The organism is Streptosporangium fragile (assembly GCF_039534445.1).
Classification (GTDB): domain Bacteria; phylum Actinomycetota; class Actinomycetes; order Streptosporangiales; family Streptosporangiaceae; genus Streptosporangium; species Streptosporangium fragile.
Map to the genome: position 1 here is coordinate 34,496 of NZ_BAAAVI010000037.1, position 18,761 is coordinate 53,256.

The 18,761-nt window shown below is 73.3% G+C and carries 17 protein-coding genes; 7 read left to right on the forward strand and 10 right to left on the reverse strand.

The annotated features are described in order from the left end of the window. Nucleotides 1-119 precede the first annotated feature (119 nt). Nucleotides 120-1,514: an NAD(P)H-quinone dehydrogenase gene (locus ABD841_RS23585; protein WP_344975749.1), complete on the reverse strand. Its 1,395-nt coding sequence runs from the start codon at nt 1,512-1,514 to the stop codon at nt 120-122. 153 nt (nt 1,515-1,667) lie between these two features. Between ABD841_RS23585 and ABD841_RS23590 the strand changes: the two genes are divergently transcribed. The 4 genes from ABD841_RS23590 (at nt 1,668) to ABD841_RS23605 (ending at nt 6,394) form a co-directional block, all read left to right on the forward strand. After that, entirely contained in the window at nt 1,668-2,120 is a 453-nt protein-coding gene (locus ABD841_RS23590; protein WP_344975751.1) for a gamma-glutamylcyclotransferase family protein, read from the forward strand. A 156-nt stretch (nt 2,121-2,276) separates the two neighbouring features. Further along, nucleotides 2,277-3,551, forward strand: a complete 1,275-nt coding sequence (locus ABD841_RS23595; RefSeq protein ID WP_344975754.1) for a chromate transporter — start codon at nt 2,277-2,279, stop codon at nt 3,549-3,551. Between the two features lie 215 nt (nt 3,552-3,766). Then, nucleotides 3,767-4,570: a purine-nucleoside phosphorylase gene (locus ABD841_RS23600; RefSeq protein ID WP_344975757.1), complete on the forward strand. Its 804-nt coding sequence runs from the start codon at nt 3,767-3,769 to the stop codon at nt 4,568-4,570. A gap of 180 nt (nt 4,571-4,750) precedes the next feature. Further along, complete coding sequence (locus ABD841_RS23605) at nt 4,751-6,394, forward strand: phospho-sugar mutase (protein ID WP_344975760.1); 1,644 nt, start codon at nt 4,751-4,753, stop codon at nt 6,392-6,394. Nucleotides 6,395-6,466: 72 nt separating this feature from the next. On the opposite strand, the gene ABD841_RS23610 is transcribed toward ABD841_RS23605, so the two are convergent. From ABD841_RS23610 to ABD841_RS23630, 5 genes are all read right to left on the reverse strand, one after another. Then, a complete protein-coding gene (locus ABD841_RS23610) occupies nt 6,467-7,156 on the reverse strand; it encodes a PH domain-containing protein (protein WP_344975763.1) in 690 nt (229 codons plus the stop codon). Between the two features lie 28 nt (nt 7,157-7,184). Beyond that, a complete protein-coding gene (locus ABD841_RS23615) occupies nt 7,185-8,264 on the reverse strand; it encodes an adenosine deaminase (RefSeq protein WP_344975765.1) in 1,080 nt (359 codons plus the stop codon). 154 nt (nt 8,265-8,418) lie between these two features. Further along, the gene (locus ABD841_RS23620; protein ID WP_344975768.1) at nt 8,419-8,772 is read right to left on the reverse strand and encodes a cupin domain-containing protein; all 354 of its coding nucleotides are present in this window, start codon (nt 8,770-8,772) and stop codon (nt 8,419-8,421) included. Nucleotides 8,773-8,801: 29 nt separating this feature from the next. Beyond that, nucleotides 8,802-9,410 carry an AMIN-like domain-containing (lipo)protein gene (locus ABD841_RS23625; RefSeq protein WP_344975771.1) on the reverse strand — a complete coding sequence of 203 codons (609 nt, stop codon included), beginning with the start codon at nt 9,408-9,410 and terminating at the stop codon, nt 8,802-8,804. Between the two features lie 271 nt (nt 9,411-9,681). Beyond that, complete coding sequence (locus ABD841_RS23630; protein WP_344975774.1) at nt 9,682-11,112, reverse strand: MFS transporter; 1,431 nt, start codon at nt 11,110-11,112, stop codon at nt 9,682-9,684. A gap of 87 nt (nt 11,113-11,199) precedes the next feature. Here ABD841_RS23630 and ABD841_RS23635 point away from each other — a divergent pair, with 87 nt between their 5' ends. The 3 genes from ABD841_RS23635 (at nt 11,200) to ABD841_RS23645 (ending at nt 14,487) form a co-directional block, all read left to right on the forward strand. Then, entirely contained in the window at nt 11,200-11,568 is a 369-nt protein-coding gene (locus ABD841_RS23635) for a MarR family winged helix-turn-helix transcriptional regulator (RefSeq protein ID WP_344975777.1), read from the forward strand. 553 nt (nt 11,569-12,121) lie between these two features. Further along, nucleotides 12,122-12,559, forward strand: a complete 438-nt coding sequence (locus ABD841_RS23640; RefSeq protein WP_344975780.1) for a DUF6220 domain-containing protein — start codon at nt 12,122-12,124, stop codon at nt 12,557-12,559. Continuing rightward, nucleotides 12,556-14,487 carry a multicopper oxidase family protein gene (locus tag ABD841_RS23645; protein WP_344975783.1) on the forward strand — a complete coding sequence of 644 codons (1,932 nt, stop codon included), beginning with the start codon at nt 12,556-12,558 and terminating at the stop codon, nt 14,485-14,487. The genes ABD841_RS23640 and ABD841_RS23645 overlap by 4 nt, the downstream gene beginning before the upstream one ends. Nucleotides 14,488-14,564: 77 nt before the next feature. Here the strand turns inward: ABD841_RS23645 and ABD841_RS23650 are convergent, their stop codons facing one another. From ABD841_RS23650 to ABD841_RS23665, 4 genes are read right to left on the reverse strand one after another with little or no spacing between them, the layout of a single operon-like run. After that, nucleotides 14,565-15,845, reverse strand: a complete 1,281-nt coding sequence (locus tag ABD841_RS23650; protein ID WP_344975786.1) for a thymidine phosphorylase — start codon at nt 15,843-15,845, stop codon at nt 14,565-14,567. Nucleotides 15,846-15,847: 2 nt separating this feature from the next. After that, on the reverse strand, nt 15,848-16,246 hold the full coding sequence (locus ABD841_RS23655) for a cytidine deaminase (protein ID WP_344975789.1): 399 nt from the start codon (nt 16,244-16,246) through the stop codon (nt 15,848-15,850). After that, nucleotides 16,243-17,526, reverse strand: coding sequence for an ABC transporter permease (locus ABD841_RS23660; RefSeq protein ID WP_344975793.1), 1,284 nt, complete (start codon nt 17,524-17,526; stop codon nt 16,243-16,245). Before ABD841_RS23660 ends, ABD841_RS23655 begins: the two co-directional genes overlap by 4 nt. Next, nucleotides 17,523-18,674 carry an ABC transporter permease gene (locus ABD841_RS23665; protein ID WP_344975795.1) on the reverse strand — a complete coding sequence of 384 codons (1,152 nt, stop codon included), beginning with the start codon at nt 18,672-18,674 and terminating at the stop codon, nt 17,523-17,525. Before ABD841_RS23665 ends, ABD841_RS23660 begins: the two co-directional genes overlap by 4 nt. Nucleotides 18,675-18,761: the final 87 nt, after the last annotated feature.

Sequence of the window (18,761 nt, forward strand, 5' to 3'; positions counted from 1 at the left end):
ACGGCCGGACCGAGAGCGCGCGACACGTGCGGGCGTGCCGATTCCTTGGCAGGACGTTGACCTGCGCGAACACGCCGAAGAGAAGATCTCTACCGAACGGGCCCCGAGGGGCCCGGAAATCAGATGCCGGTCGGGGTCGTCGGCTGCATCAGGCGGCGGGCGGCCTCGGTGACGGAGCCGGACAGCGAGGGGTAGACCGCGAAGGTGTGGGCGAGCTGGTCGACCGTGAGCCGCTGCTGGACGGCCACCGAGACCGCCAGGATCAGCTCGGAGGCGCGGGGGGCCACCACGACGCCGCCCAGGATGATGCCGGTGTGCGGACGGCAGAACAGCTTGACGAAGCCGTCGTTGAAGCCCTGCATCTTGGCGCGGGCGTTGGTGGCCAGCGGCAGCTTGACCACGTTGGCGTCGATCTCGCCGGCCTCGATCGCCTTCTGGGCGACGCCCACCGCGGCGATCTCGGGGTCGGTGAAGATGGTCGAGGCCACGGTGGCCAGGCGGAGCGGCTGCACGGCCTCGCCCAGCGCGTGCCAGACGGCGATCCGGCCCTGCATGGCGGCGACCGAGGCCAGCATCAGCACGCCGGTGCAGTCACCGGCCGCGTAGACGCCGGGCGCGGAGGTGCGGGAGACCTTGTCGACCTGGATGAAACCACCCCGGTCGAGGGTGACCCCGGCCTCCTCCAGGCCGATTCCGGAGGTGTTCGGGACCATGCCGACCGTCATGAGGCAGTGGCTGCCCTCGGCGGTGCGGCCGTCCTCCAGCGTGACGACCACGCCGTCGGCGGTGCGCTTGACGGACTCGGCGCGGGAGCGTCCCATGACGTTCATGCCGCGGCGGCGGTAGACCTCTTCGAGGACCTCGGCGGCGTCGGCGTCCTCGTTGGGCATCATGCGGTCGCGGGAGGAGACGAGGGTGACCTCCGAGCCCAGCGACCGGTAGGCGCCGGCGAACTCGGCGCCGGTGACGCCCGAGCCGACCACGATGAGGTGTTCGGGCAGCTCCTGGAGGTCGTAGAGCTGCCGCCAGGTGAGGATGCGCTCGCCGTCGGGCTCGGCGCCGCGGAGGATGCGCGGGGTGGCGCCGGTCGCCACGATGACGACGTCGGCCCGGATCGTCCGGTCGCCGGCCCTGACGACCTGCGGGTCGACCAGCCGTCCGTGCGCCCTGACCACCTCGACGCCCTCGGCGGCGAGCCGCGCGGCGATGTCGGCGGACTGCGCCCGGGCCAGCTCCTTGACGCGCATGTTGACCAGGGGCATGTCGGCGATGACGCCGCCGACGTCGCCGTCCGGCCCGCCGGTGTAGTGCACGCCGAGCATGCTGGCGTCGAGGAGCGCCTGTTTGCGGACGGAAGTCGCGATCATCGTCTTGGACGGCACGCAGTCGGTGAGCACGCAGGCCCCGCCGGGCCCGTCCTGTTCGACCACGGTCACCTGTGCGCCGAGTTGCGCGGCCACCAGCGCCGCCTCGTAGCCGCCGGGCCCGCCACCGATGATCACGATCCTTGTCACGTAGCCCATTGTCCCGCATGCCCGAACCGGCCGTCGCTTGGCACCCCTCCAAAACCACGAAAGCCTGCCAAAACCGTCGTAAATCCACGAGGTGTCGGGGCGAGGCGCGAGCCGGGTAAGCGCCTGCCGGATCTTGGATTACTGTTGGATGCCGTGCCTGTCTACGCCGCCTACGGCAGCAACATGGACCCGAAGCAGATGGCCCACCGGGCGCCGCACTCCCCGATCAGGGGAACGGGCTGGCTCCAGGGCTGGCGTCTGACGTTCGGCGGGAACGACCTCGGCTGGGAGGGTGCCCTCGCCACCATCGTCGAAGATCCCGACGAGCAGGTCTTCGTCGTCCTGTACGACGTGCCCGAGTGGGACGAGAGCTCTCTCGACCAGTGGGAGGGCGCGGCCCGCGGCCTCCACCACAAGATCAAGCTCCGGGTGCACACCCTGGAGGGCGAGGTCGTGGCCTGGTTCTACGTGCTCGACGGCTACGAGGGCGGGCTGCCCTCGGCACGCTACCTCGGCATCCTCGCCGAGGCCGCCGAGCGCGCCGGCGCCCCCGACGACTACGTCAGAGCCCTGCGCGGCCGGCCCTGCACCTCGCTGGGCGGCTGAGGCGCCGTACGGGCCCGCGCCCGGCGGCCCGGATCCGGGCCCTCCGCCGCGAACCGGCCCGGACCGGTGGAACACCCGCCGGTCCGGGGCATGCGGGGCCTGTTGTTCGCCGGGGCGTCACCCCGCCGTCACCCGGGGGGATGTCATGATGCCCGGGTGACGGAAGTGCCCCGCCAGGACGGTGCCGCAGGGTCCGGGTCGGCCCTTCGCGAGGTGGTCCGGCTGTTCCTGCGGCTGGGCACCATCGCCTTCGGCGGCCCGGCGGCGCACATCGCGATGATGCACGACGAGGTGGTACGGCGCCGCGGCTGGCTGACCGAGCAGCGCTTCCTCGACCTGGTCGGCGCGACCAACCTCATCCCCGGCCCGTCCTCCACCGAGCTGGCCATCCACATCGGCCACGAGCGCGCCCGCCGGCGCGGCCTGGTGGCGGCCGGGGTCTGCTTCATCCTCCCCGCCGCGCTCATGGTCGGCGTGCTGGCCGCGCTCTACGTCCGCTACGGCACCACCCCCGCGGTGGAGGGCGTCCTCTACGGCATCCGGCCCGTCGTCGTCGCGATCATCCTGTGGGCGCTGTTCCCGCTGCTGCGCACCGCGCTGAAGAGCGCGTACCTGTGGGTGCTGGCCGGGGCCGCCCTGGCCGGGTACCTGCTCGGCGTGAACGAGCTGCTGCTGCTCGCCGGCGGTGGCCTGCTGACGGTGGCCGTACGGCTCGCCCCGGCCGCCCGCGCCCGCCTCCGCTCCGGCGTGCCCTCCCCCGGTGAGCCCGGCGGTCCCGGCGGTCCCGGTGACCGCGACCGCGAGCCGCCGCGGGACGGGCGGGACGGCACGTCCCCGGAGGGCGGGCCAGGCCGGGCTCAGGCGCTGCTGGCGGCGCCGCTGGCGCTGGCCGGGGGCCAGGATCCCGACCAGTTGCTCCGGCTCTTCCTGACCATGCTGAAGATCGGAGCCGTCCTCTACGGCAGCGGATACGTCCTGCTGGCCTTCCTGGAGGGTGACTTCGTCGAGCGGCTCGGCTGGCTCACCCAGGCCCAGCTCGCCGACGCCGTCTCGATCGGCCAGCTCACCCCCGGCCCGGTGTTCACCACGGCCACCTTCGTCGGTTACGTGATCGCCGGGACGCCGGGGGCGGTCCTCGCCACGGTGGCGATCTTCCTGCCGAGCTTCCTGTTCGTGGGCCTGCTCACCAGGATCACCGACCGGATCCGGTCGAAGGCGTGGTCGAGCGCGCTGCTCGACGGGGTGAACGCCACCGCGCTGGCGCTGATGGCCGGGGTCACGTTCCAGCTCGGCCGCACCTCCCTGGTCGACCCGCTCACCTGGGCTCTGGCCGCCGGAGCGCTGCTGGTGCTGTGGCGGACGAAGCTGAACTCGGCCTGGCTGATCGCGGCCGGCGCCGCCGTGGGCCTGGCCGCCACCCTGCCGGGCTGAACCCACCCCCGGGACGCCCCTCCCCCACCGGCCACCCCGCAGCACGCCGGACGCCGTACACCAGCCACCCTCACCGCACGTCCCGCCGGACGCCGTACGCCAACCGCCCCGCTCCCGCCGGGCGGGCGCACCCCGCTGAGCAGCCGGGACGGGGCAGGCCGGGACACGGCACGCGGCTGATGAGGGACGGCCGGATGACCGGTACGCTCGGTCGGGTGACCAATGACCCTTATGCACTCGCCACGGACGCCGCGGCCGCGCTGAAGAGCGCCGTCGGAGTGGGTTCCTTCGACGTCGCGCTGGTGATGGGCTCGGGCTGGGTCCCGGCCGCGGACGCGATCGGCGAGACGATCGCGGAGATCCCGGTGACCGACCTGCCGGGCTTCGCACCGCCCGCGGTGGAGGGCCACGCGGGCCGGGTCCGCGCCGTGCGGACCGGCTCGGGCAAGACAGCGCTGATCTTCCTCGGCCGCACCCACCTCTACGAGGGCCGCGGCGTGGAACCGGTCGTGCACGGGGTCCGGACCGCGATCAGGGCGGGGGCCGGCACGATCGTGCTGACCAACGCCGCCGGGGGGCTCCGCCCGGAGACCCAGGAGGTCGGTGAGGCCGTGCTGATCAGCGACCACATCAACCTCACCGGGGCCAATCCGATCACCGGCGCCACCTTCGTCGACCTCACCGAGGTCTACAGCCCGCGCCTGCGCGAACTGGCCCGCGAGGTCGACCCGTCGCTCACCGAGGGCGTCTACGTGGCCTTCCGCGGCCCGACGTACGAGACCCCGGCCGAGGTCCGCATGTGCCGGATCCTGGGCGGCGACATGGTGGGCATGTCGACGGTGCTGGAGGCCGTCGCCGCCCGCGAGGGCGGGGCCGAGGTCCTCGGCGTCTCCCTGGTCACCAACCCCGGCGCCGGCCTGGTGGGCGAGCCCCTCAACCATGAGGAGGTCCTCCAGGTCGGCCGGGCCACCGCCGCGCGCATGGGCGGCCTGCTGGCCAAGGTCGTCGACAGGATCTGACGGCCCGTCACGCGACCTCGCCGGGAGAACCGGTCCCGAAGTGGGGCGGTCGCCCGGCGGCGATACCCGACCGACGTTCGGAGACAGGCCTCCAGAGGGCCGGCAGGGCTCCGGGAGACAAGCCGCCGGGCCCCGCCCGCCTCCGCGGACCGGGCGAGGCCCGTCCCCCGAAAGGTGACGATGAGCAGCGATCTCGTACGGCTCGCCCGTTCCTGGCTGGCCCAGGACCCCGACCCCGACACCCGCGCGGAGCTCGCCGAACTGCTGGAGAGCGGCGACGGCGAGGCGCTGCGGGAGCGGTTCGGGGCCAGGCTGGCGTTCGGCACCGCCGGCCTCCGCGGCGAGCTGGGCGCCGGCCCCAACCGGATGAACCGGGTGACGGTCATGCGCGCCGCCGCAGGCCTGGCCCGGGTGCTCGGTCCCGGCGGACACGTGGTGATCGGCTACGACGCCCGGCACAAGTCGGACGCCTTCGCCCACGACACGGCCGCGGTGCTCACCGGCGCCGGGCTGCGCGCCTCGGTCCTGCCCCGGCCGCTGCCCACGCCCGTGCTGGCCTTCGCCGTCCGTCACCTGGGTGCCGACGCGGGCGTGACCGTCACCGCCAGCCACAACCCACCCCGCGACAACGGTTACAAGGTCTACTGGGGCGACGGCTCCCAGATCGTGCCCCCGGTGGACGCGGAGATCTCCGCCGCCATCGACGCCGTCGGACCGGTCTCCGAACTGCCCCTGGGCTCCCCGGACGACCCGGCCTGGACGGTGCTGGACGACGACGTCCTGGACGCCTACCTGGAGGCGGTGACCGCGCTCCCGCTGGGCTCGGCCCGGACGCTGCGGGTGGCCTACACCCCGCTGCACGGGGTGGGCGGCGCCACGCTGGCCGCCGCCTTCGCCGCCGCCGGGTTCGAGGCGCCCGCGGTCGTCGCCGAGCAGGCCGAACCCGACCCGGACTTCCCCACCGTCTCCTTCCCCAACCCGGAGGAGCCGGGCGCGATGGACCTCGCGCTGGAGCTGGCCGAGCGCGTCGGCGCCGACCTGGTGCTGGCCAACGACCCCGACGCGGACCGCTGCGCGGTGGGCGTCCCGCTGCCGGACGGCGGCTACCGGATGCTGACCGGGGACGAGGTGGGGGCGTTGCTGGGCGAGCACGTGATCCGGCAGACCTCGGGCGACGACCGCCTGGTGGCCACCACGATCGTCTCCTCCTCCCTGCTCGGCAAGATCGCCGCCGAGCACGGGGTGCGCTACGCCGAAACCCTGACCGGCTTCAAATGGATCATGAAGGCGGGCGGGGAGCTGGTCTTCGGGTATGAGGAGGCCCTGGGCTACAGCGTCGGCTCCGACCGCGGGCTGCCCGTGCACGACAAGGACGGCATCGGCGCGGCGCTGACCGTGGCCGGCCTCGCCGCCCAGGCCAGGCTGGACGGTCGCGGCCTGCTCGATCTCCTGGACGACCAGGCCCGCCGCCACGGGCTGCACGCCACCGCGCAACTGTCGTTCCGGGTGGCCGACCTGTCGCTGATCGCCGACGCGATGGCCCGCCTCCGCGCCACCCCGCCCGCCCGGCTCGGCGGCCGCGAGGTCGAGGCGGCCGACGACCTGAGCGCGGGGGCGGGCGGGCTCCCGCCCACCGACGGCCTCCGCTACCGCCTGTCCGGCGGCGCCCGCGTCGTCGTCCGCCCCTCGGGCACCGAGCCCAAGCTCAAGTGCTACCTGGAGGTCGTGGTCCCGGTGACCGGCGAGGTCTCCGCCGCCCGCGACCGGGCCGCACAGGACCTCGACGCCCTCAAGGCGGACCTGGCCGCGGCCCTCGGCCTGTGACCGCGGCGGACCCGCCGACCGGCCGGGCCGGGCCCGCCGACCGGGGCGGGCCGGCCGGGCCGGTGACCGGGATCAGGCGAGGAAGGCGGCGACGACCAGGACGGCCGCGGCGGCCAGGGCCGCCAGCGCGCTCGGCGACCAGGAGATCCCCGCCGTCCCGCCGCCGGTCTCGGACGCGGCCGGAGTATCGGTCCCGGACACGGCCGAGGTATCGGTCCCGGACACGGCCGGGGCGCCTGCCTCGGCGTGGCGGGTCAGGCGCCTGGCCGCCTCGGCGCGTTCGGTGATCTGCTCGGCCACCCAGTCGGCGTGGGTCTTGCCCGCCAGGGCCTCGGCGGCGGCCTGCTCACCCCGGGATCTGACCGGCTCGGTCCGGAAGCGCCCCCGTTGGGGGGCCGCCGCTCCCCTGCGCGCCGCGGCGGCCCGCTCGCGGGCCGAGGTCTGCGGGGCCCAGCACCGGACGGTCCTGCCACCGGCGGTGATCGTGATCGAGTGCGAGACCGTCGCCCCCTCCACCTCCCGCCAGGGCAGGAAGGCGTTCCTGAGGGGGTTGCGGACCAGCACGCCCTCCTCGGTCAGGATGACGGCGGGCCGCAGGCAGGCGACGAAGACGAGCGTGGTCAGCACGCCCAGCACCGCCGCGGCGATCATGGATGCCTGGCCGTTGTAGCGGACGGCCAGGTCGACCGCGTTGAACGCGGCGAACGCCATCCAGATCCAGCCGACGACCATCGCGGTCGTGGAGCGGAACACCTGCCTCATCGGGCGCACCCCGCCCACGCGAGCCCGTTCACGCCTGCCACTTCAGCCGCGCGAAACCGGGCTTGATGACGCCGTTGATGAGCGCCAGGCGCTCGTCGAACGGGAGGAACGCCGACTTCATGGCGTTGATCGTGAACCACTGGATGTCGTCCCAGCCGTAGCCGAACGCCCCCGTGAGCTTGGCGAACTCCTCCGAGAGGGAGGTCCCGCTCATCAGCCGGTTGTCGGTGTTGACCGTCACCCGGAAGTACAGGCGGCGCAGCAGGCCGATCGGGTGCTCGGCGATGGAGGTCGCGGCACCGGTCTGCAGGTTGGACGTCGGGCACATCTCCAGCGGGATCCGCTTGTCGCGGACGTAGGCCGCCAGGCGGCCGAGCTTGGGCTCGCCGTCGCCCTCCACGGCGATGTCGTCGATGATCCGGACACCGTGGCCGAGACGGTCGGCGCCGCACCACTGGATCGCCTGCCAGATCGACGGCAGGCCGAACGCCTCGCCCGCGTGGATGGTGAAGTGGGCGTTCTCCCGCTGCAGGTACTCGAAGGCGTCAAGGTGACGGGTGGGCGGGTACCCCGCCTCGGCGCCGGCGATGTCGAAGCCCACCACGTCGGCGTCCCGGTAGCGGACCGCGAGCTCGGCGATCTCCATGGACCTGGCCTGGTGCCGCATCGCGGTGAGCAGCGTGCCCACCCGGATCCCGCGCCCCTCGGAGCCGGCCCTGAAACCCTCCTGAACCGCCTCGATCACCTCTTCGAGGCTCAGGCCCCCGGAGGTGTGCTGCTCGGGCGCGTAGCGCACCTCCGCGTAGACGACGCCGTCGGCCGCCAGGTCCTCGGCGCACTCGGCGGCGACCCTGACCAGCGCCTCGCGCGTCTGCATGACGCCGACCGTGTGATCGAAGGTCTCCAGGTAGCGCTCCAGCGAGCCGGAGTCGGCGGCCTCCCTGAACCAGGTACGCAGGCCCTCGACATCGGTCGTGGGCAGCCTGTCGTAGCCCGTCAGGCGGGCCAGGTCGATGATGGTCTCCGGCCGCAGACCACCGTCGAGATGATCGTGGAGCAACACCTTCGGAGCCCGGCGGATCTGCTCAAGAGTGGGTAGCTGACTCATTTCACAACCTTACCGTCGTGAATCCGACCGTCCGGCTCGCACGCGGGGGTGTCGCGAGGCCCCGGCCCGGAATGCCCGCCGACCGCGCGTCGCGGCCGGCGGTCCCGGAGGGAGGCTCGGGGGAGTCCCACGGGGAGGACCGCGCGGCGGACGGTCACTCCTCGCGGTTCGCGGTCTCGGGGGAGAAGGCGGGCAGGCAGACGGCGACGTACTCGGCGCCCTCGGGGCCGGAGCTGTAGCGGATCCGCTCCCCCGGCTCGCAGACGAAGGCCTGCCCGGCGCCGACCTCGGTCGTGCCCCCGTCGTGCTCCACGATCACCGATCCCCTGAGCACCAGGGTGTACTCGGCGAACTCCGGCGTCTGGGCGGGCTCCTCCCAGCCCGCCGGGGCCGTCATGTGCGCGATGGAGACACGGCCGTCGCCGCTGTTCACCAGGCCGACGTACTCGTCGATGGTCTTGCCGCCCGGGACGGGGATCCGTGTCGCGCTGTCGATTTTGCGTACCATCAGACCAGTCTGTCACCCTGGTACCGCGCTCAGTGCGCGACGTCGATGACCAGCCGGTTGGGGTTCTTCTGCTCCAGCACGCGGAACGCGGCCCTGTGGTCGAGGACGACGCCCACGCCCACCACGGCCTCGAAGTCTCCGGTCTTGACCACGTTCTGCACGTTGCCGAGCCCGGCCTGGAAGATCGGCCCGCCCGTCCAGGTCGGCGTGCCCGCCTCGGTGTGCGCGGTGGCCGGGTTCATCGTCAGCTGGAGATAGGCCCCGCCCTTGACGTCGATCGGCTCGCCCGATCCGTCCTGGACCAGCTCCGACACCCACCGCACGGTGTAGGAGGGAATGTCGCCCTCAAGGTCGATCACCACGCGGTCGAACCCCCGGTGTTCGGCGAATCGCGCCCCGGTGACGGTCGGCGGGGTGTCGGGGGCACGCGTGACCTCGATCTCCTTGGTGCTCGTCGGGACGTTGAGTCCCCTCGGCGAGGGGGCGGAGGGCGAGGAGATCGGCGGGGCCGCCGACGAGGGCGCGGCCGTGGCCGCCGGGGCGGACGGGGACGGGGGTGCGGTCCGGGGGGACGAGCCGCAGCCTGCCAGCGGGACGAGGGAGAGGAGCGCCAGGATCACGAGGGTGCGGTTCGTCATGGTGAGCCTCCTGCCCCGTTAGATGCCCGGCTCTCCCGGAAGGTTCACCCCGCCGGTCGCATGTGCCGTGGGCGGATCGTGACAGCCTGTCGAGGCACGAGTCAAGCACCGGTTCCCACCGGGGTCGCGACGCGCCGCCGGGCCCCGGTTCCGGCGGCGGCGCGCCGCGTCCCGCGCGGGGGCCGCGTCTTCCGCGCGGGACGCGATCCTTCCCGCGGCGGCCGGGGTGCCGGACGGACCCCGGCCACCGCGGAGGCGGCGGGTCTTCTCGCTAGACGGTCTCCAGGACCTTGCCGTCCTCGGCCTCGACGGCCTCGGTCCGGCGACCCCGGAGGCCGGTGAGGGCGATGACCAGGCCGACCGCGGCGAGGATCCCGGAGACCGCGATGGCCGCGCGGAAGCCGTCGATCGGGTCGGCGCTCGTGCTGGAGGTGAGGACCGCGGTCACCACGGCCAGCACGACCGCTCCGCCGACCTGGCCGGAGGTGTTCAGCAGGCCGGAGGCCAGCCCCTGCTCGTCGTCCGCCACGCCGTTGGTGGCCTGGATGTTGAGCGAGGGGAAGGAGAGCGCGAAGGCGATGCCCAGCAGGACCATTCCCGGGATGACCAGCGTGGCCAGACCGGGGTCGTCGTTGACCTGGAGGAAGAAGGCGTATCCGGCGGCCAGCGCGGCCGAGCCGATCGCGATGAGCCGGGCGGTGCCGAACCGGTCGGCCAGATCGCCCATCTTGGTGGAGGTGACCGCCACCAGCAGCCCGGCGGGCAGGAAGGCCAGCGCGGTCTCCAGGGCCGACCAGCGCAGGAAGTTCTGGAAGTACTGCATGGCGACGAACTGGAAGCCGACGTAGGAGCCGAACAGGATCACCAGCCCGAGGTTGGCGCGGACGATCGGGCCGGAGCGCAGGATGCCGAGCCGCACCAGGGGGTGCTTCACCCGCCGCTCGGTGAGCACGAACGCGGCCAGCAGCACGGCGGCGCCGACCAGCGAGGCGATCGTGCGGAACGAGCCCCAGCCCGCCTCGGGCGCCTCGACCACCGCGAAGACGAGCAGGAGCATGGAGCCGGTGATGGTGACCGCGCCGACGATGTCGTGCCCTCCTTCGGCGCGCTGCTCCCCGGCGTGCCGGGGCAGGACCCGCAGGGCGGCGACCAGCGCGATGATCGCGACGGGGACGGGCATGAGGAACGTCCAGCGCCAGCCGAGCTCGGTCAGGAATCCCGAGATGACCAGGCCCAGCGAGAAGCCGCTGGCGCCGGAGGCGGTGAACACGCTGAGCGCCCTGTTGCGGGCCGGGCCCTCGGGGAACGTCGTGGTGATGATGGACAGCGCGGCCGGCGCGGTGAACGCCGCGCTGACGCCCTTGACGAAGCGGGCCGCGATCAGCAGGGTGCCGTCGTTGACGAGCCCGCCCAGGAGCGAGGCCGCGGCGAAGACCGCCAGGGCGGCCAGGAAGACCCGGCGGCGCCCGAGCAGGTCGGCGGTCCGGCCGCCGAGCAGGAGGAGGCCGCCGTAGCCGAGCACGTAACCGCTGACCACCCACTGCAGGGATGACGTGGAGAGCCCGAGGTCGTCCTGGATGGAGGGCAGGGCGACTCCCACCATCGAGACGTCGAGGGCGTCGAGGAAGATGACGGCGCAGAGCACTGCGAGCGCGGCCCAGAGTCGCGCGTCCCAGCGCCCGTCGTGCGAGGAAGGGGTCATGGGGACCGACAATACATGCAGGCGCATCTAATGCAAAGACATTTAATTCCTGTGCATTTAATGTTCACGCATGGTACGATCCGCCGCATGAGTGAGGAGCCTGCGGTCCGCGCGTGGCGTGAGGTGCTGGCCAAGCACGCCACGACCGCCTGCGCGCTGGAGCGCGAACTCTCCGAGCGGCACCGGCTCGGCATGAGCGAGTTCGAGGTCCTGGAGCGGATGGTCGAAGGTGGCCAGGAGAAGTACCGGGTCCAGGAGGTCGCCGACGCCGTCCACCTCAGCCAGAGCGCCTGCTCGCGGCTGATCTCCCGCCTGGAGAAGGCGGGTCTGGTGACGCGCGGCATCTGCGAGGCCGACCGACGCGGCATCTTCGTCGGCATCACCGACCAGGGCCGCGAGCGCCACGCCGAGGCCCTGCCCACCCACCGCGCCGTGATCAACGACATCTTCGACTGACAGGCATCCCCGCGCTGCCCTCTCGGCGGCAGCCGGTTCCCGGCGGTCGCCTCGCCGCCGAACTCGTCGCGGGCCCGCCGCGGGGCCCGGTAGCGGAGAGGGCCGGTTTCCGGGCGGCCGCGGAAGCGCGCCCCGAACCCCCGGCGGTCCGGGCCACGCTCTCCTTCCCGGCGGCCCCGTCCCCGGGCCCGCCCGCTTCCGGCCGCCTTCTCGTCTGCTCACGTGGCGGGTGGGGATCCGTCCTCCCGCCCGGTGGAAGGTCCTCCCCGGGATGATCGGCGAGAAGCCAGACGTACTGCCCACGTGGTAGGCCACCGCCCCGCGGATATCTCCGGGGAGTAGCCCGCAAGCCTCCCCCCGCACGACGACGGCGGACCGGTCCCCCGGTGAACATTGGAGCCTCGGACGGGAACGGGCGGGATTCCGCGGCGCGGACGACCTCCTCCGACCCGGCCGCGACATCCCGTTCCGGGTGGTGACCTCGCGCCGGACCGGCGGAGCCATGCCCCGCCGGCCGGCGGGGCACCGCCGCCTCCCCCGACAGGAGTACATCGTGCGCAGAGTTTTCGTCGCGCTGGCCGGGCTGCTCTTACTGATGATCGTGGCGCAGTTCTACCTGGCCGCCGCCGGCGGGTTCGACACGGCGCCCAAGGAGGAGTCGTTCTCGGCCCACCGGATGCTCGGCATGGCCGTTCCGCTCGTCTCGATCCTCGTGACCGCGGCCGCGGCGCTGTCGCGCGCCCCCGGCAGGCTGGTGGCGCTCTCGGCTCTGCCCGCGGGCCTGGGCGTGCTCCAGATACTGATCAAGGTCATCGCCGACGGGCTCGGCGGCGTCGACGGCGCGACCTCGACGGCCGGGTTCGTCGTCTTCGGCCTGCACGCGATCAACGCGCTGGCCATCATGGGCGTCTCCGGCGAGGTGTTCCGCCGGGCCCGTACCCTGTCCGGCGCGCCCCGGGCGGCCGACGTCTCCTCCGCCCCGGCGTCATGACCCCCGCACAGCTCATCGTGCTCGACCTGGCCGTCGCGACGCTGACGGCCGCGGCCTGGCTGGGCGCCGCCGCGGCGGCCGCGGCCCGCCGCCCGCGAGCGGCCGCGGCGCTGCTCGCGACCGCCCTGGTGGCCACCCTCGGCCGGGCGGGCTCGGTGGCCGCCCTGTCCGGCTCCGGCTGGTGGTTCGTGCAGGAGAAGGTCACGCTGGTCCTCCCCATGGTGGGCGGTACCGGGCTCACCGCCGCGCTGGTGGCCGGCCCGCGACTGATCCGGGCGGCACGGCACGGCGGGCCCGCGCCCGGCACCGCGGCCGTCGTCACGCTGTTCGCGGCGGGGTACGCGGCGCTGGCGGGCCTGGCCTGCACCGTCCTGGCCGGGTACCCGGCGACCGCGGGCGGTGCCCTGGTCACCGTGGCGGCGGCCGGGGCGGCCACGCTGGTGACGTGGCGCTTCGTGGCACCGGCCCCGTCGGCGCTGCGCCTGTGGGCGGGCGCGGCCGCGCTCGCGACCGGCATCACCGGAGCGGGTGTCGCCGGGGCCGGCCCGGCGGGCGCGGCCGACGCCGGCGGCGGCCCGCCGAGCGACCACGCGCACGGGCACGGCGTCCCGGTGACCTCGCTGCGCGGCCCCACCACACCGGAGCCGGGTGGCACGGTACGCCGCTACACGCTGACCGCCCGCACGGCGACCGTCACCCTGTCCTCGGGACGCCGCGTCGAGGCGTGGACCTTCGACGGAACGGTGCCCGGCCCCCCGCTCACCGCGACCGAAGGGGACCTGGTCGAGGTCAGGCTGCGCAACGCCGACATCGCCAGAGGCGTGACCCTGCACTGGCACGGCTACGACGTGCCGGCCGGCGAGGACGGCGTCCCGGGCATGACCCAGGAGGCCGTGACGCCGGGCGGGGAGTTCACCTACCGGTTCCGGGCCGAGCAGACGGGGACGTACTGGTACCACACCCACCAGGTCTCCGACATCGGCGTCAGGATGGGCCTGTACGGCACCCTCGTCGTCCACCCGCGCGGGCCGGCCGCGGAAGGGCTGGACCTGACGCTGCCCGTGCACGCCTTCGACGGCACCACCGTCTTCGGCGGCCATGACCGGCCCGCCGAGCACCGGGCCGCGCCCGGCGCCCCGGTGCGGCTACGCCTGGTCAACACCGACAACACGCCCCGCAGGTTCACGCTGACCGGCACCGCGTTCCGGGTGGTCGCCGTGGACGGCAGGGACGTCAGCGGCCCCGGCGAGCTGGAGCGGACCGCGGTGACCCTGGCCGCGGGCGGACGCTACGACCTGGCGTTCCCCATGCCCGCACGCCCGGTCGCGCTGCTCGCCGGCGACAACCCGGCCGGCGGCGTGCGGCTGCGACCGGACGGCTCCACACCCCCGTCCCCGGTCCGGAACAGCGGCGAGGACACCGGAGAGGACACCGGCGACTGGCCCGAGCTCGACCTCACCCGGTACGGCACGCCCGCGGCCGGGGGCGACGCGGCTCCCTGGACGGCGTTCGACCGCGACTTCACCCTCGTGCTCGACCGCGGTCTCGCCCTGGTGGACGGCGTGCCCATGTACGCGCAGACGGTCAACGGCCGCGCCTTCCCGGCCATCCCGGCCCAGCTGGTGCGTGAGAACGACCTGGTGCGGGTGACCGTCGTCAACCGCGGCCTGGAGGTCCACCCCTGGCACCTGCACGGCCACACGGTGACGGTGCTGTCGAGGAACGGCCGCCCGGTGACGGGCAGCCCGCTCCGGCTCGACACCTTCGACGTCCGTCCGGGTGAGGTGTGGCAGGTGGCCTTCCGAGCGACCAACCCCGGGCTGTGGATGAACCACTGCCACAACCTGACCCACGTCACCCAGGGGATGGCGCTGCACCTGGCCTACGAGGGTGTGACCACCCCGTTCGAGGGAGCCCACGGGGGCTGACCCGCCCCACCGGCCCGAGGAGACCCGCGCGCCGCGCGAACCGGCCCGGCTCCACGGCCGGTGGGGACTCCGGGCGCTCAGGCGGTGATGCGGTCGATCACCAGCGGCAGCAGGTCCGCGTCGGCGGTCTCGCCGACCGAGTAGGCGCCCTCCAACGCGGCGAGGGCGCGCTCGAAGCGGGAGGTCTCGTCGGCGTGCAGGGTCATCAGCGGCTGGCCCCGGCGGACCGGGTCGCCCGGCTTGGCGTGCAGGGTGATGCCCGCGCCGAACGACACCGGGTCCTCCTTGCGCTCGCGGCCCGCGCCGAGCCGCCAGGCGGCCAGGCCCACACCGTACGCGTCGAGCCTGGACAGCACGCCCGAGGAGGAGGCGGTGACCTCCATGGTCTCGGCGGCCTTCGGCAGCGGGGCGTCGGGGTCGCCGCCCTGGGCACCGATCATGCGGCGCCAGACGTCCATTGCCGAGCCGTCCTTCAGCGCCTCCTCGGGGTCCTTGCCCCCGGCCAGGCCGGCGGCCTGGAGCATCTCGCGCGCCAGCCGCACGGTCAGCTCGACCACGTCGGCGGGCCCGCCGCCGGCGAGCACCTCGACGGACTCGGCGACCTCCAGCGCGTTGCCCACGGCCCGGCCCAGCGGCCGGTCCATCGCGGTGAGCAGCGCGACGGTGGAGACCCCGGCGTCGGTGCCCAGCTCGACCATGGTGGTGGCCAGTTCGCGGGCCTGGTCCACGGTCTTCATGAAGGCACCGGAACCGACCTTGACGTCCAGCACCAGCGCCCCGGTGCCCTCCGCGATCTTCTTCGACATGATCGAGGAGGCGATCAGCGGGATCGACTCGACGGTGCCCGTGACGTCGCGGAGCGCGTAGAGCTTCTTGTCCGCCGGGGCCAGCCCTTCGCCCGCCGCGCAGATGACCGCCCCGGCCTCGCCGAGCACGTCGAGCATGCCCTCGGGGGACAGGGAGGCCCGCCAACCGGGAATGGACTCCAGCTTGTCCAGGGTGCCGCCGGTGTGGCCGAGCCCCCGGCCCGACAGCTGGGGCACGTAGCCGCCGCACGCGGCGACCAGCGGGGCCAGCGGCAGCGTGATCTTGTCGCCGACGCCGCCCGTGGAGTGCTTGTCCGTGGTGCGGCCGGGCAGCGACGACCAGTCCATCCGGATCCCGGAGCGGATCATCGCCTGGGTCCATCCGGCGATCTCACGCCGGTTCATGCCGTTGAGCAGGATCGCCATCGCGAGTGCGGACATCTGCTCGTCGGCCACGACGCCCCTGGTGTAGGCGTCGACGACCCAGTCGATCTGCTCGGCCGAGAGCTCCCGGCCGTCTCGCTTGGTGACGATGACGTCGATCGCGTCCACGGTCAGGCCCCCCGGCTCAGGTCGTCGGGCCCGAACGCGTACGGGAGGATCTCCGCCATCGGCCTGGGGCCGTCGACGGTCTCCACCAGCAGCTCCGGGCCGCCGAACTCGAACAGCAACTGGCGGCACCTGCCGCACGGCATGAGCAGCTCCTCGTGCCCGTCCACACAGGTGAACGCGACCAGCCTGCCGCCCCCGCTCGCCTGCAGGGCCGAGACCAGCCCGCACTCGGCGCACAGCCCGACGCCGTAGGAGGCGTTCTCGACGTTGCAGCCGGACACGATCCGCCCGTCGTCGACCAGCGCCGCGGCGCCGACCGGGAACTTCGAGTAGGGCGCGTAGGCGTTGCCCATGGCGCGTACGGCCTCGGCCTTCAGCGCCGCCCAGTCGATGGTGCTCACTTGCCCTGCCCCTTCCGGTACGGCACACCGTCGGCGGCGGGCGGGCGCAGGCGCTGGGCGGCCAGCGAGAGCACCAGCAGCGTGGTGATGTGCGGGGTGACCGAGGTGAACTCGGCCGGGATGCTGTCGGTCAGCGCGAACACGGCGAACACGACGACCGCCGCGATCCCGGTGATCAGCGCCGCCCGCATGCGGTTCTGCCGGACGAGCTGGTAGACGGCGACCGCGACGAGCAGGACCACCACCACCAGCAGCAGCGCGTGCACCGACTGACCGCCCCGGCGGAGCTGGAGCGCGTCGGTGTAACCGAACAGCGTCGCGCCCGCGGCCAGACCGCCCGGCCGCCAGTTGCCGAAGATCATGGCGGCGAGGCCGATGAAGCCACGGCCGCTGGTCTGCCCCTCGCGGTAGGCGCTGGCCGCGACCTGGGCGAGGAACGCGCCGCCGAGGCCCGCCAGGGCGCCGGAGACGACCACCGCGACGTACTTGTAGGTGTAGACGCTGACGCCGAGCGACTCGGCGGCCACCGGGCTCTCCCCGCAGGAGCGCAGACGCAGGCCGAAGGCCGTACGCCAGAGGATGTAGTACGTCAGCGGGACGAGCAGGATCGCCAGGATGGTGAGGAGCGAGACGTTGGTGAGCAGGCCGCGCAGGATGCCCGCCACGTCCGAGAGCAGGAACCACCCCTGCTTCTCCAACCACGTCAGCGGGTCGCCGACCAACGGCAGGCTCACCACCTCCGGCTTGGGCACCGGGGGCGACTGGGAGTCGCCGCCGCCCGGCATCTCGGCGAAGGTGACCTTGGACAGGAACTGGGTGACCCCCAAGCCCAGGATGTTGATCGCCACACCGGAGATGATGTGGTCCACGCCGAACGTCACGGTGGCGACCGCGTGCAGCAGGCCGCCGAGGGCCCCGCCGATCGCGCCCGCCACGACGCCCGCCCAGGGGTTGTCGAACTGCAGCGCGCCCCAGGCCCCGCACCAGGTTCCCAGGATCATCATGCCTTCGAGGCCGATGTTGACCACGCCGGCCCGCTCCGACCACAGACCGCCGAGTCCGGCCAGGCCGATCGGCACGGCCAGCGCGACGGCCGCGTTGATGGCGCCGGCGGAGGTGAGGTCGACGGCGCCGGTGACGGTGCGGGCGAACGAGAGCAGCAGGACGAGGGCGCCCAGGGCGAGCAGCAGGGTCTGCCCGGTGAGCCTGAACTTGCGGGCGACGGGGGCCTTCGGCTCCAGGAACGGAGCCTCCGCCGTGGTGAGGCCGCCTTTGCTCATACCGACGCTCCTTCGGCCGGGGCCGGGGTACCGCTCGCGAGCTCACGGCTGACCCGGCGCTGCGTGGCGGAGATCTGGTAGCGGTGGACCAGCTCGTAGGCGATGATCACCGAGAGCACGATCGTGCCCTGCATGATGGCGACGATGTCCGGGGAGACGTTCCGCAGCTGCAGGATGTTCGCCGAGGTGTTGAGGAAGGCCCACAGCAGGGCGCCGAACGCGATGCCGACCGGGTGGTTGCGGCCCAGCAGCGCGATGGCGATGCCGGTGAAGCCGAGCCCCGTGGGGAAGTCCAGGCTGTAGCTGTAGGAGGCGCCGAGCAGCTGCGGCATGCCGATCAGCCCCGCCATCGCCCCGGACAGGATCATCGCGATGACGACCATCCGCTTGACGTTGACGCCGCTGGCCACCGCGGCCGACTCCGAGCGGCCGGTGGCGCGCAGGTCGAAACCGAAACGGGTCCGGTTGAGCAGCACGTGGTACAGCACGCCCATCACGACCGCCAGGATGATCAGACCGAACACCTTGGTCTGGGTGCCGGGGATCAGCGCCAGGCCGGGCACCTGGCCGGACTCGGCGATCGGCCGGGTGCCGATGTTGTTGCTGCCCGAGACCTCGACGGCCAGGCGCTCCCGGTTGAGCAGCCAGGAGCCGAGCGCGGTGGCGATGGCGTTCAGCATGATCGTCGAGATGACCTCGCTGACCCCGCGCTTCACTTTGAGGAGCCCGGCGATCGACGCCCATCCCGCGCCGACCAGCACGGCGACGAAGACGATCAGGGCGATGTGCAGCGGGGCGGGCAGGGTGACCGCGCCACCGACGGCGGCGGCGATGAGTGCCGCCAGGCGGTACTGGCCGTCGACGCCGATGTTGAACAGGTTCATCCTGAACCCGATCGCCACCGCCAGCGCGGCCAGGTAGTAGGTCGTCGCCTCGTTCAGGGTCAGCACGAGCGAGCGCGGCTGCACGCCGTACTCGACCATGGCGACCAGCGTCTTGAACGGCGGGGCGCCCGTGAACCACAGGACGGCCATGGTGATCAGCGCGGCGAACGCGACGGCGAGGACGGGAGCGGCCAACGAGAGCAACCCCACCGGCGAGACCCGGCCGAGCAGGCGGTCGGTGAAGGTCGGCGCTTTCTGCTTCATACGGGCACCCCGGGTGCGGCGTGCGTGCGGTGGATGTTCATGCGTTCCTTCCGGCACCCGTCCGTACGGTTTCTCCCGCGCCCGTTC